Origin of the sequence: Bradyrhizobium sp. SZCCHNRI2009 (genome assembly GCF_032485115.1) — a bacterium.
Lineage (GTDB): Bacteria > Pseudomonadota > Alphaproteobacteria > Rhizobiales > Xanthobacteraceae > Bradyrhizobium.
In genome coordinates, this window is sequence record NZ_JAUEUH010000004.1 from 609,276 (window position 1) to 622,427 (window position 13,152).

Here is a 13,152-nt window from a genome sequence, read left to right on the forward strand (position 1 = left end):
GTCGCATTGGTGCAATCCTATCCCGGGCATCGGTTCCGCGCCATCCGACGAATGACGGGCCGCCCGGGCGGGCGCATTTTGCCGCATCTCGATGCGCCTCGTCCGTGTCCAGAGGCGCGAGTCGAAGACGGTGGTCCTCGATAGGGGAAAGCGCTATCAGGAATTGTCTTGCGCCTGACAATTACCAGGCAAAATTCACTGCAGGATTGTTGCGATGCAATATGGTCGCCGCGAGCTTCGACGAGACGAGATGCCGGCTTGATCTCTCCCGATACCCTTCTGCGCATCGCGCCCTGGTCCCGCCATCTGAAGCCCGAGGAAATCGACACGGCTGCGGCCGGCATCGTCGAGCGGTCGTTTGCGGCCAACGAGCACATCTTCCTTCGCGGCGACCAATTCGACTACTGGACCGGGATCGTCACCGGTCTCGCGCGGATGAGCACGGTGTCGCGCGGCGGCAAGGCGACGACATTCGCCGGCATGTCGGCGGGCGCCTGGTTCGGCGAGGGCAGCGTGCTGAAGAACGAGCCGCGCCGCTATGACGTCGTGGCGCTGCGCGATACGCGCGTCGCGCTGATGGAGCGGCCGACCTTCATGTGGCTGTTCGAGAACAGCGTCGGCTTCAACCGATTCCTCGTCACCCAGCTCAACGAGCGGCTCGGCCAGTTCATCGGCCTGGTCGAGGTCGGCCGCACGCTGGATGCGACAGCGCGGCTCGCCCGCAGCATCGCTTCGCTGTTCAACCCGATCCTCTACCCGAATACGACCCGTCACCTGGAGATCACCCAGGAGGAGATCGGAGCGCTCTCGGGCCTGTCGCGGCAGAATGCAAACCAATGCCTGAAGACGCTGGAGCGCGAAGGCTTGCTGCGCGTGGAATATGGCGGAGTGACGGTCATCGATCTCGACCGCCTGCGCTGTTACGGGGATTAGATTCCGCTTTTCGCAGGCCCCTTCAGGGTCTATCCGGCGCTGGTTCGTCGTTGAGCTTGACCCGCGGCCTCGGCTGTGGACTGCTCACCGGGAACTCCGGCCTTGAAGGGCCGAGACGGTGTTGGAGTGAGCATGGCGGGGAAGGACTGCAGCGGCCGCGTGGCGCTGATCACGGGCGTCACGGGCCAGGACGGCGCGTATCTGGCCGAATATCTGCTCGGTCTCGGCTACACGGTGCACGGGATCAAGCGGCGGTCATCGTCCTTCAATACCGCGCGGATCGACCATCTCTACCAGGATCCGCACGAAGGCAACGTGCCGTTCCTGCTGCACTACGGCGACATGACCGATTCCACCAACCTGATCCGGCTGGTGCAGCAGATCCGCCCCGACGAGATCTACAATCTCGCCGCCCAGAGCCACGTCGGCGTCAGCTTCGAGAGTCCGGAATACACCGCCAATGCCGACGCGCTCGGGGTTCTGCGCTTGTTGGAAGCCATTCGCATTCTCGGAATGGAGAAGCAGACGCGGTTCTACCAGGCCTCGACCTCGGAGCTGTACGGCCTGGTCCAGGAGATCCCGCAACGGGAGACCACGCCGTTCTATCCGCGCTCGCCCTATGGCTGCGCCAAGCTCTACGGCTACTGGATCACGGTGAACTATCGCGAGGCCTACGGGATGTTCGCCTGCAACGGCATCCTGTTCAACCACGAGAGCCCGATCCGTGGCGAGACCTTCGTGACCCGCAAGATCACCCGCGGCGTCGCCCGCATCGAAACCGGCCTGGAGGAGACGATCTATCTCGGCAATCTCGAGGCCAAACGCGACTGGGGCCATGCGCGCGACTATGTCGAGGGCATGCATCGCATCCTGCAGGCCGATACGCCCGACGATTTCGTACTGGCGACCGGTGAGACCCATTCGGTGCGCGAACTGGTCGAACTCGCCTTCGCCGAGGTCGGTCGCCGCATCGAATGGCGCGGCGAGGGGGTCGAGGAGACCGGGATCGACGCCAAATCCGGCAAGGCGGTGGTGCGGATCGACCCGACCTATTTCCGCCCGACCGAGGTCGACCTCTTGATCGGCGATTGCAGCAAGGCGCGCGACAAGCTCGGATGGAAACCAAGGACGAGCTTCGCCCAACTGGTCAAGGAGATGGTCGCCAGCGATCTGTGCGCCGCGCGGCGGGAGGCGAGCAGTGGCCACGCCGTTTGATCTCCGCGGCAAGCGTGTCTTCGTCGCCGGCCATCGCGGGATGGTCGGCAGCGCGCTGGTGCGGCGGTTGGCGAGCGAAGGCGTCGAGTTGCTCACGGTGCCGCGTGGCGAGGTCGATCTGCGCGACCAGGCGGCGGTGTTCGCATGGTTCGCGCGCGCCAGGCCGCAGGTAGTGTTCCTTGCTGCGGCGAAGGTCGGCGGCATCGTCGCCAACAACACGCTGCGCGCCGAGTTCATCTACGACAACATTGCCATTGCTGCCAATGTCATCCACGCCGCGCATGTGAATGGCGCCGAGAAGCTGATGTTTCTCGGTTCCTCCTGCATCTATCCGAAGCTTGCCGCGCAGCCACTGCGCGAGGACGCCATGCTGACCGGGCCGCTGGAGCCGACCAACGAGCCCTATGCGATCGCCAAGATCGCCGGCATCAAGATGGTCGAGGCCTATCGCAGCCAGTACGGCGCCGACTTCATCAACGTGATGCCGACCAATCTCTATGGTCCGGGCGACAACTATCATCCCGAATACAGCCACGTCGTCGCGGCGCTGATCCGCCGCTTCCACGAGGCCAGGCTCGCCGATGCGCCCGAGGTGGTCGTCTGGGGCACGGGAACGCCGCGGCGCGAATTCCTCTATGTCGACGACATGGCGGATGCCTGCGTGCACCTGATGAAGACCTATTCGGACACCGGGCTGGTCAACATCGGCACCGGTGAGGACATCACCATTGCCGATTTCGCGCGCGTGGTCGCGGCCACCGTCGGCTATCAGGGACGGATCAGCTTCGACGCCTCGCGGCCTGACGGCACGCCGCGCAAGCTGCTCGACGTCTCGCGCCTCGCCGCGCTCGGCTGGCGCGCGACGACGACGCTGGAGGACGGCATCGCGCGGGCCTATCAGGCGTTCCTGCGCGAGACAGGGCAGGGTTAGTTCTCCGTCATTGCGAGGCGCGAAGCGCCGAAGCAATGACGGCTCTCCAGGAGCGCGATCAAACCCGCTGCGCCTTCGCGCCCAGCGCGGTCGCCATCGCCGAGATCAGCGGCTTCATGAAATAGGCCTCGCCCGCTGGCGTGATCGACGGCGCCAGCCCATGCGCAGCCAGCTCCTCCGTGACCACGGGCCCAACCGAGGCGATCGGCGTACGCGCCAAGCCCTGCCGCAGTCGATCCTCCACGCCGTGCGCCTTGGCGACGTCGAACAGCCGCCGCGGCTGGCCCGAACTCGTCAGCGCGATCGCATCGACATGGCCGGCGATCATCTCGTCGATCGCGATGAGGATGTTCGCATCCGCCGCCTTGGCGTCATAGACATAGGGCAGCACCGGATCGACCTCGGCGCCACCAGCCTTGATTGCACCGATCAGCGCGGAATGATCTTTGTCGGGATAGAGCTGCAGGCCGAGCCGATGGCCCTTGAGGTCGTAGCTTGCCAGTAGTTCGGCAACACCTTCCGAGGTCGGCTTCTCCGTGGTGACCTGCGCCTCCAAGCCGAGCTCGCGCAAGGCACGCCCTGGCTTGGGGCCGCGGGTGAACTTCCGGGCCTTGCCGAGCGCGGCGATGAACTCGGCCTCGACGCCGATCCGGCGCACCACGGTCATCAGCCGCCTGAGGCCCTCGCCGGTCATCAGCACGAGATCATCCAACGGCCGCTCGATGCAGCGGCGGATCCAGGCCTCGATCGGCGCGGGGTCCGGCGCATCCTGGATCGTGAACATCGGACATTGCAGCACGTCGGCGCCTTGCTCGGCGAGCAGCCGCGAGAACTGCGCCTCCTCGCGGGTTTCCAGGATCAGGATGCGGTTGCCGGTCAGCCTGTCAGCCATGGCGATGCTCGAAGTTTGAGAGTTGATGTTTTGTTCATCCTGCCCCCGCGCCGAGCGTTGGCGCAAGGGCGCGGAGGGTGGTAGAGCAGGGCCCGAACGGGCGCCAAGCCTGCCGCATCATTCCCCTCATATCATCCGCCCGGTACGTCATCGCCATGTCCAACCACCAATATGTCCTGACCCTGTCCTGCCCGGATCGTCCCGGGATCGTCTCGGCCGTTTCGACCTTCCTCGCCCACAATGGCCAGAACATTCTCGATGCCCAGCAGTTCGGCGACTTCGAGACGGGTCACTTCTTCATGCGGGTGGTGTTCACGGCCGCCGATCTCGCCGTCAACCTGCCGGCGCTGCAGACCGGCTTCGCCGCGATCGCCGAGCGCTTTGCGATGGACTGGCAGATGCGCGACCGCGCCGGGCAGCGCCGGGTGATGCTGCTGGTGTCGAAGTTCGACCATTGTCTGGTCGACATCCTCTATCGCTGGCGGACCCGCGACCTCGCGATGATTCCGACCGCCATCGTCTCCAACCATCCGCGCGAGACCTATGCCGGGCTCGATTTCGGCGACATCCCGTTCCACCACATGCCGGTGACCAAGGACACCAAGCGCGACCAGGAACAGGCGATCCTGAAGCTGGTCGATGAGACGAAGACCGATCTCGTCGTGCTGGCGCGCTATATGCAGATTCTGTCGGACGAGATGTCGGCGAGCCTGTCGGGCCGCTGCATCAACATCCATCATTCGTTCCTGCCGGGCTTCAAGGGCGCAAAACCCTATCACCAGGCCTATGAGCGCGGCGTCAAGCTGATCGGCGCCACAGCTCATTACGTGACCCGGGATCTCGACGAGGGTCCGATCATCGACCAGGATGTCGAGCGCATCAGCCATCGCGACACGCCGGAGGACCTCGTGCGCAAGGGCCGCGACATCGAGCGGCGCGTGCTGGCGCGGGCGATCCGTTATCACCTCGAGGATCGCGTCATCCTCAACGGGCGCAAGACCGTCGTCTTCATGGATTGATGTCGCGACCGCCCGTCAGCGGCCGGGGACGGTCGCCTGCGCGTTGGCGTTCGACTGCGTCTCCTTGTCGCGTTCGGCGGCCGGCATCTGCCGCTGCCGCTCGCGCTCCTGCATGAAACGGTCGTATTCCGGGGTTCCTGGACGGGGTGGCGCGTCGGCCGGCAGGCCGCCGGCCCATTGCGGCATCAGATCGCCCATCCCCGCGCCGACCTTCTCATTGATCGACGAGCAGCCGGAAAGGATCGGCCCGGCCATGGCGAGAAGCATCATCGCGGCCGGAAACAGTCTGGTCCGGTGGGGGTGTCTGGCCGGCATTGATGGGTGACCTTTCGTGCTGCGGGCGACCCGCGGCCTGGACCCTAACGACTTGCCATCAATTGGCAAAATTTGGCCGTTCGATGATTTGGGTATTAATATACCAATCACGGATTGGTGGTCCGTTGCGGAAACCTACCGTTCACGAAGCCTCCCATGATCGCCATTGACAACGGGGTCCCGAGTCCGCAGCGATGCGCCCGCGATATCGTGAACGAGATCGCACGGTTAAGACAACAATGGCCGGGGGCTGCGGTCCTGATCCGACCAGGGAGGTAGTTTCAATGTTCGTGCGAAGCAAGACACTGACGCTCGCCAGTGCGGCTCTTGCCGCGGCTGCGCTCGCGTCGGGTGCGGCGCGGGCCGAAGACGTATTCAAGATCGGCCTGATCGTGCCGATGACCGGCGGCCAGGCGTCGACCGGCAAGCAGATCGACAACGCGATCAAGCTGTACATGCAGCAGAACGGCGACACCGTCGCCGGCAAGAAGATCCAGGTCATCCTCAAGGACGACGCGGCGCTGCCCGACAATACCAAGCGTCTGGCGCAGGAACTGATCGTCAACGACAAGGTCAACGTGATCGCCGGCTTTGGCGTGACGCCGGCGGCCTTCGCCGCCGCGCCGCTCGCCACCCAGGGCAAGATCCCGGAAGTCGTCATGGCGGCCGGCACCTCCATCATCACCGAGAAGTCGCCCTACATCGTCCGCACCAGCTTCACGCTGCCGCAGTCCTCCACCATCATCGGCGACTGGGCGGTCAAGAACGGCATCAAGAAGGTCGCCACGCTGACCTCGGACTACGCGCCCGGCAACGACGCGCTGGCCTCGTTCAAGGAGCATTTCACCGCTGGCGGTGGCGAGATCGTCGAGGAAATCAAGGTTCCGCTGGCGAACCCCGACTTCGCTCCCTTCCTGCAGCGCATGAAGGACGCCAAGCCGGACGCCATGTTCGTGTTCGTGCCGGCCGGCCAGGGCGGCAACTTCATGAAACAATATGCCGAGCGCGGCCTCGACAAGAGCGGCATCAAGGTGATCGGACCGGGTGACGTCACCGACGACGACCTGCTCAACGACATGGGCGACGCCGTGCTCGGCGCCGTCACTGCGCACATCTATTCGGCGGCGCATCCGTCGGCGAAGAACAAGGAGTTCGTCGCGGCCTACAAGAAGGCGTTCAACAGCCGTCCGGGCTTCATGGCGGTCGGCGGCTACGACGGCATCCATCTGATCTACGAGGCGCTGAAGAAGACCGGTGGCAAGACCGACGGCGATTCCCTGATTGCTGCGATGAAGGGCATGGCCTGGGAGAGCCCGCGCGGTCCCATCTCGATCGATCCGGAGACGCGCGACATCGTTCAGAACGTCTACATCCGCAAGGTCGAGAAGGTCGACGGCGAGCTCTACAACGTAGAGTTCCAGACCTTCGACGCCGTCAAGGATCCGGGCAAGGCCAAGAAGTGACGCGATAGGCGTCATCGAGGGACGCGCGGCACGACAGGTGCCGCTCCCTCTCCCGCTTGCGGGGGAGGGCTGGGGTGGGGGCGCCCCGCGGCGCGCTGGTCGTGTGCAGAGAGTTCCCCCACCCGGATCGCATCTTCGATGCGATCCGACCTCCCCCGCACGCGGGGGAGGCGCAGACCGAGCGAAGCGTGACATGTGTGCCCTTCCCTGGAAGGGATAGGACCGGGGACCGACGTACACTTCAATGACCGCCATCCTCACCAACCTGTTCGACGGCGTCGCCTACGGCATGCTGCTGTTCGTGCTGGCCTGCGGGCTCGCCGTGACGCTCGGCCTGATGAACTTCGTCAACCTCGCCCATGGCGCCTTCGCCATGGCCGGCGGCTATGTCTGCGCCGTGCTCGTCAACCGGATGGGATGGCCGTTCTTCGCGGCGCTGCCGCTGGCCTTCGTCGCGAGCGCCATGATCGGCGCGCTGCTGGAGCGGGCGCTCTATCAGCATCTCTATGCGCGCAGCCATCTCGACCAGGTGCTGTTCTCGATCGGGCTCGTCTTCATGACGGTGGCCGCGGTCGACTACATCATGGGCTCCTCGCGAATCTTCATCAATCTGCCCGACGTGCTGCAGGGCCAGTTCGACGTCTTCGGCGTCGGCATCGGCCGCTATCGGCTGATGATCATCGTGATCTGCGGGCTGCTCACGGTGGGGCTGCAGCTGGTGCTCTCCAAGACCCGGTTCGGCAGCCGACTGCGCGCCGCCGTCGATGATCCCCGCGCGGCGAGCGGCCTCGGCATCAACGTGCCGCAGGTGTTCGCCTTCACCTTCGCGTTCGGCTGCGGGCTCGCTGGCCTGGGCGGCGCGCTCAGCGCCGAGATCCTCGGCCTCGATCCGTACTTCCCGCTGAAGTTCATGATCTACTTCCTGATCGTGGTCACCGTGGGCGGCTCGTCCTCGATCACCGGGCCGTTCCTGGCCTCGCTGCTGCTCGGCATCGGCGACGTCGCCGGCAAATACTACGTGCCGAAGCTCGGCCCCTTCGTCATCTACACCATCATGATCGTGATCCTGATCTGGCGTCCGAACGGCCTGTTCGGTCGCACGGCGACGCGGTGAGGATCGCATGACCACGAACGCACAAACCGAGGTCGGATTTCACGCCAGGCAGCATGGCCGCTGGCACTGGAGCGAGTTCGCCTTCTGGATCGTCGTGCTGGCGGTCGGACTGGCGTTTCCCTCGCGCTACCTGATCATGACCGAGATCCTGCGGCTGGCGCTGTTCGCGCTCTCGCTCGACCTGATCCTCGGCTATGCCGGCATCGTCTCGCTCGGCCACGCCGCCTTCTTCGGCGTCGGGGCCTATTGCGCGGGCCTGCTCTCGGTGCACGGCATCATCAACGAGCCGGTGCTGGCGCTGATCGTGGCCGGCCTCGCCGCCACCGTGCTTGGCTTCGCCACCAGCTTCCTGGTCATCCGCGGCGTCGACCTGACGCGGCTGATGGTGACGCTCGGCATCGCGCTGTTGATGGAGGCGCTGGCGGAGCGCTTCTCCAACATCACCGGCGGTACCGACGGTCTCCAGGGCATCGACATCCAGCCGATCTTCGGCGTGTTCGCCTTCGACATGTTCGGCAGGACCGGCTTCTTCTATTCGCTTGCGGTGCTGTTCGTGCTGTTCCTGTTGGCGCGGACCATCGTCCACTCGCCGTTCGGCCTGTCGCTGCGCGCGATCAAGAACAATCCTTTGCGCGCCGCCGCCGTCGGCATTCCCGTCAACAAGCGCCTGATCGCGATCTACACCGTCGCGGCGTTCTATGCCGGCATTGCGGGGGCACTGTTCACCCAGACCACGGCGCTCGCCTCGCTCGACGTGTTCGCGTTCGAGCGCTCTGCCGATCTGGTGCTGATGCTGGTCATCGGCGGCTCCGGCTATCTCTATGGCGGGCTGATCGGCGCCGCCGTGTTCCGGATGTTGCAGGAACTGTTCCAGTGGATCACGCCGCAGTACTGGATGTTCTGGATCGGCCTGGTGCTGGTCGTCATCGTGCTGGTCGGCCGCCACCGCATCCACGCCTATGCGCTGTGGTTGCCCAACCTCGTCCTGCGCCAGATCGCCGGCCGCAAGGCCGCGGTGGCCCTCACCGATAACGAGGCGCCATGACCTACGCATTGGAAACCCGCGGCCTCGACAAGCATTTCGGCGGCCTTCACGTCACCCGCGATCTGTCGCTGCAGATCGCGCCCGGCGCGCGCCACGCGCTGATCGGTCCGAACGGCGCCGGCAAGACCACGGTCATCAATCAGCTCACCGGCGTGCTGGAGCCGAGCGCCGGCCGCATCCTGCTCGAAGGCCAGGACATCACCGATCTGCCGGTGCACAAGCGCGTGCTGCGCGGCCTGTCGCGCACCTTCCAGATCAACCAGCTGTATCCCGACCTGACGCCGTTGGAGACCATCGGGCTTGCGGTCTCCGAGCGGCTCGGCGGCGGCGGCAATTGGTGGCGGCGCATGGGCACGCGCGACGACATCAATGCCGAGATCGCCGAGACGCTCGAGCGCTTCCGGCTGCTCGACGTGATGAACGACCGTACCTCGACCTTGCCCTATGGCAAGCAGCGCCTGCTGGAGATCGCGGTCGCGATCGCCGCGCGCCCGCGCGTGCTGCTGCTCGACGAGCCCGCCGCCGGCGTGCCCGAGGGCGAGCGCAAGGACATCCTCGCCGCGGTCGCCGCGCTGCCGCGCGACGTCACGGTGCTGCTGATCGAGCACGACATGGACCTCGTCTTCTCCTTTGCCGACCGCATCTCGGTCCTGGTCTCCGGCGCTCTGCTGGTTGAAGGCACGCCCGACGAGGTTGCGCGTGATCCGCAGGTCAAGGCGGTCTACCTCGGCGAGGCTGCGTGATGACCGATCTGCTCGCGATTGAAAATCTTCGCGCCGGCTACGGCCAGGCGGTCGTGCTGCCGAACATGTCGCTCAAGCTGCCCGAGGGCCAGGTGCTGGCGCTGCTCGGCCGCAACGGCACTGGCAAGACCACGTTGATCAACTCCATCGTCGGCGTCACCCGCCGCTTCTCCGGCAAGCTTGCGCTCGCCGGCACCGACATCACGGCTCTTCGCGCCGACCAGCGCGCCCGCGCCGGCATCGGCTGGGTGCCGCAGGAGCGCAACATCTTCCGCTCGCTCACGGTGGAGGAGAACATGACGGCGGTGGCGCAGCCGGGACCCTGGTCGATCGAGCGCGTCTACCAGATGTTTCCGCGGCTCAAGGAGCGACGCAACAATTTCGGCAATCAGCTCTCCGGCGGCGAGCAGCAGATGCTGGCGATCGGCCGCGCGCTCACCCTGAATCCCAAGGTGCTGCTGCTCGACGAGCCGACCGAGGGCCTCGCGCCGATCATCGTCGAGGAGCTGCTGGCCGCGATCGGCACCATCAGCCGCGCCGGCGGCCTGTGCTCCGTGATCGTCGAGCAGCACGCGCAGAAGCTGCTCGCGCTGGCTGACCGCGTCGTCATCCTGGAGCGTGGCACCATCGTGCATGACGCGCCGTCGAGCGCCTTGAAGGCCGATCCGGCGCCATTGGAGCGGCACCTCGGCGTCGCGAGCGCGGCCGCGCATTGACCTGATCGTCGGGCTTGAACGCTACAGGGCGAAGCGTCATCCTTGGTTGCAGGGACGGTGTGGCTCGCGCAGTCAGCGTGAAGGCCATGCCGGAAGATCCGGCGGTATGGTGCGGCCGCCGTGGACACCGGTATGCAGGATCCGGTCGTTACAGCAGGAAGGCTGGCCAGCGCCGTTGTCGCGATGGCACTTCACCTGGAGGCGGATTTGATGGGTTCACCTCAGGATGCCCCATTGAACGAGGTCAGGGTAGGTCAGCCCATTGCACGGGCCATGGATTGCGCCATGCCCCTCCACGATCTCTCCTCGATAGAATTGTATACCGACCGGATACGGGCTAGGGGATGGACCCAGTCCATCACGCTTTGCCCAGGTAACCAGCCAGGACAGATCGCAGCCGGTCCAACAACCCTATCCAACGAATCGACGCCTTCCAAGGAGTGAGCACATGCAACGCACCAAGCCCCCATTCCGCGCCGACGAAGTCGGCAGCCTCTTGCGGCCGCAGAAGATCAAGGAAGCCCGCGCCAAGCTCGAGAAGGGCGAGATCTCGGCCGACGATCTCCGAAAGATCGAGGACATGGAGATTGAGAAGGTCGTGCATCGCCAGGCCTCGACCGGTCTCAAGCTCGCCACCGACGGAGAGTTCCGTCGCTCCTGGTGGCACTTCGACTTTCTCGCCAAGCTGACCGGATGCGAGCTGTTTCACCCGGACACCGGCATCCAGTTCACCGGCGTGCAGACCCGTCATGACGCGGTGCGCGTGATCGGCAAGCTCGACTTCCCGGATAGTCATCCGATGCTCGACCACTTCCGCTTCCTCAAGAAGCACGCCGACACCGCGCATGTCACGGCGAAGATGACGATCCCGTCACCGGCGGTGCTGCACTTCCGTGGCGGCCGCAAGTCGATCTCCAAGGACGTCTATCCCGATCTCGACGCCTTCTACGAGGATCTCGGCAAGACCTATCGCAAGGCCGTGAAGGCCTTCTACGACGCCGGCTGCCGCTACCTGCAGTTCGACGATACGGTCTGGGCTTATCTGTGCTCGCAGGACGAGCTCAAGAAGGCGCGCGAGCGCGGCGACAATCCCGACGGTCTGCAGCAGATCTATTCGCGCATCATCAACTACGCGATCGCCGAGCGGCCCGCCGACATGACGATCACCACGCATGTCTGCCGCGGCAATTTCCGTTCGACCTGGATTTCCTCGGGCGGCTACGAGCCGGTCGCCGAGACCATGCTCGCCAATACCAATTACGACGGCTATTTCCTGGAGTATGACAGCGAGCGCGCTGGCGGCTTCGAGCCGCTGCGCTTCCTGCCCAAGGGCAACAAGGTCGTCGTCGTCGGTCTCGTGACCTCGAAGGTCGGCGAGCTCGAGAAGAAGGACGACATCAAGCGCCGCCTGGAAGAGGCCTCGAAGTTCGCCCCGCTCGACCAGCTCGCGCTGTCGCCGCAATGCGGCTTCGCCTCGACCGAGGAAGGCAACATCCTCTCCGAGGAAGAGCAGTGGGCCAAGCTGCGCCTCTGCGTCGAGCTTGCCGAGGAGATCTGGGGGAAGTAAGCGCGCCGTGAACACTGCACGCCTCGACATGGGGCGTGCTGATCAGTGATGCGGAAGCGGGGCCGGAGCAATCCGCTCCGCTTCTTTTTTGCGCAGCAGCGCGCGGCGGATCAGCCGCTGTGCCGGGGCCTCGAACCCGGAATAGGTGAGATACGCCGCGGTCAGGGTCAGCCCCATGAAGCCGACCCAGAACGAGGGGCTGCCGTAGGGGATCGCTCGTCCAAGCGCGCCGAAAGCCAGCGCGATCGTGAGCTGGATCGGGAAGTGCAACAGGTAGCACGAATAAGTCATGTTGCCGGCGGCCTGCAGCAGGACTTCGGTGCGCCGCGGCAGCGTGATGGGCGTCGCGCAGACGAACAAGAGGATGGGTGTATAAACGAGCAGGAGCGCTGCGGAGCGCTCGGCAAGCTCAACGCCGGAGAGCCAGAGGGCCGGCGGAATTGTAACGACGGCGCACGCGGCGAACGCTTCCAGCCGCGCGCGGTACGGGGCATCGGCGACGCCCTGCCGCGCCATGGCGGCCAGTCCGCCGGCATAGAAGAACACGAAACACTTGCCGACCAGCGTCCCGCTCGCGATGCCGGCCAGGATCATCGCCAGGTTCAAGAGCGGCGATGTGGTGACGAAACGCAGCGCCAGGAAGAACGCCGCATAGACCAGGACCTCGATCGAGACCGACCAGATCGGGCCGTTGAAGCTGATCCCGGTCGGCGGCAGCCAGTCGCTCGCCATGAAAAGCTGGGCGACGAAATGAGCGAGGTCGTTGCTCTGGTAGACGAAGAAGACGCCGTGCTGCGCGACATAGAGGGCCTGCAGCCCCGCGACCAGCAGCAGCGTTGCGAGATGCAGCGGATAGAGCCGCGACAGCCGGTTGACGAAGAAGGTCCAGCCGTCGACCGTGCCATCGGGGATGATCGCGCTGTACTTCCAGAAGAAGATGAAGCCCGAGATGCACCAGAAGATCACGACGCCGTATTCGCCGAGCTCATAGAACGGAAACAGGACATTGTAGAACGGCAGCTCGCTGCGGATGAGATCGACAGGGGCATCGGCGATGTAGGCGAAGTGCGGGTAGTGCCACAGCAGCACCGAGATCGTGGCGAGGAAACGCAGCAGCTCCAGTCCGAGCAGCTTGTGAGTCCCAGGCGATGTCGATGTGTGAAGCGGGGCCATGCGGTGATCGTTAACCGTCTCGACGG

Annotated in this window: 13 protein-coding genes; 10 read left to right on the forward strand and 3 right to left on the reverse strand. The window is 65.1% G+C overall.

Annotated features, from left to right (window positions below):
- Window positions 1-258: 258 nt before the first annotated feature.
- The 3 genes from QX041_RS18105 (at window position 259) to QX041_RS18115 (ending at window position 3,079) form a co-directional block, all read left to right on the forward strand.
- Window positions 259-933 carry a Crp/Fnr family transcriptional regulator gene (locus QX041_RS18105; protein WP_315768777.1) on the forward strand — a complete coding sequence of 225 codons (675 nt, stop codon included), beginning with the start codon at window positions 259-261 and terminating at the stop codon, window positions 931-933.
- A 132-nt stretch (window positions 934-1,065) separates the two neighbouring features.
- Window positions 1,066-2,148, forward strand: a complete 1,083-nt coding sequence (gmd, locus tag QX041_RS18110) for a GDP-mannose 4,6-dehydratase (RefSeq protein ID WP_315768775.1) — start codon at window positions 1,066-1,068, stop codon at window positions 2,146-2,148.
- The gene (locus QX041_RS18115; RefSeq protein ID WP_409999193.1) at window positions 2,132-3,079 is read left to right on the forward strand and encodes a GDP-L-fucose synthase family protein; all 948 of its coding nucleotides are present in this window, start codon (window positions 2,132-2,134) and stop codon (window positions 3,077-3,079) included. Before gmd ends, QX041_RS18115 begins: the two co-directional genes overlap by 17 nt.
- Window positions 3,080-3,137: 58 nt before the next feature.
- On the opposite strand, the gene QX041_RS18120 is transcribed toward QX041_RS18115, so the two are convergent.
- Window positions 3,138-3,971 (reverse strand): uroporphyrinogen-III synthase, encoded by an 834-nt coding sequence (locus QX041_RS18120; protein ID WP_315768773.1) that lies wholly within the window; start codon window positions 3,969-3,971, stop codon window positions 3,138-3,140.
- 155 nt (window positions 3,972-4,126) lie between these two features.
- Between QX041_RS18120 and purU the strand changes: the two genes are divergently transcribed.
- Entirely contained in the window at window positions 4,127-4,990 is an 864-nt protein-coding gene (gene purU, locus QX041_RS18125; RefSeq protein WP_315825110.1) for a formyltetrahydrofolate deformylase, read from the forward strand.
- A 15-nt stretch (window positions 4,991-5,005) separates the two neighbouring features.
- Here the strand turns inward: purU and QX041_RS18130 are convergent, their stop codons facing one another.
- Complete coding sequence (locus tag QX041_RS18130) at window positions 5,006-5,245, reverse strand: hypothetical protein (RefSeq protein ID WP_315825109.1); 240 nt, start codon at window positions 5,243-5,245, stop codon at window positions 5,006-5,008.
- A 344-nt stretch (window positions 5,246-5,589) separates the two neighbouring features.
- Between QX041_RS18130 and QX041_RS18135 the strand changes: the two genes are divergently transcribed.
- The 6 genes from QX041_RS18135 to QX041_RS18160 all read left to right on the forward strand — a co-directional run bounded on the left by QX041_RS18135 (window position 5,590) and on the right by QX041_RS18160 (window position 11,953).
- Window positions 5,590-6,768, forward strand: a complete 1,179-nt coding sequence (locus QX041_RS18135; protein WP_315768767.1) for an ABC transporter substrate-binding protein — start codon at window positions 5,590-5,592, stop codon at window positions 6,766-6,768.
- 244 nt (window positions 6,769-7,012) lie between these two features.
- Window positions 7,013-7,882: a branched-chain amino acid ABC transporter permease gene (locus QX041_RS18140; RefSeq protein ID WP_315825108.1), complete on the forward strand. Its 870-nt coding sequence runs from the start codon at window positions 7,013-7,015 to the stop codon at window positions 7,880-7,882.
- A gap of 7 nt (window positions 7,883-7,889) precedes the next feature.
- The gene (locus tag QX041_RS18145) at window positions 7,890-8,927 is read left to right on the forward strand and encodes a branched-chain amino acid ABC transporter permease (RefSeq protein ID WP_315768766.1); all 1,038 of its coding nucleotides are present in this window, start codon (window positions 7,890-7,892) and stop codon (window positions 8,925-8,927) included.
- Window positions 8,924-9,670, forward strand: coding sequence for an ABC transporter ATP-binding protein (locus QX041_RS18150; RefSeq protein ID WP_315712902.1), 747 nt, complete (start codon window positions 8,924-8,926; stop codon window positions 9,668-9,670). Before QX041_RS18145 ends, QX041_RS18150 begins: the two co-directional genes overlap by 4 nt.
- The gene (locus tag QX041_RS18155; RefSeq protein ID WP_315825106.1) at window positions 9,670-10,386 is read left to right on the forward strand and encodes an ABC transporter ATP-binding protein; all 717 of its coding nucleotides are present in this window, start codon (window positions 9,670-9,672) and stop codon (window positions 10,384-10,386) included. Before QX041_RS18150 ends, QX041_RS18155 begins: the two co-directional genes overlap by 1 nt.
- Window positions 10,387-10,834: 448 nt before the next feature.
- Window positions 10,835-11,953, forward strand: a complete 1,119-nt coding sequence (locus tag QX041_RS18160) for a cobalamin-independent methionine synthase II family protein (protein ID WP_315712900.1) — start codon at window positions 10,835-10,837, stop codon at window positions 11,951-11,953.
- A 42-nt stretch (window positions 11,954-11,995) separates the two neighbouring features.
- On the opposite strand, the gene QX041_RS18165 is transcribed toward QX041_RS18160, so the two are convergent.
- A complete protein-coding gene (locus tag QX041_RS18165; protein WP_316166156.1) occupies window positions 11,996-13,126 on the reverse strand; it encodes an acyltransferase in 1,131 nt (376 codons plus the stop codon).
- Between the last annotated feature and the right edge of the window lie 26 nt (window positions 13,127-13,152).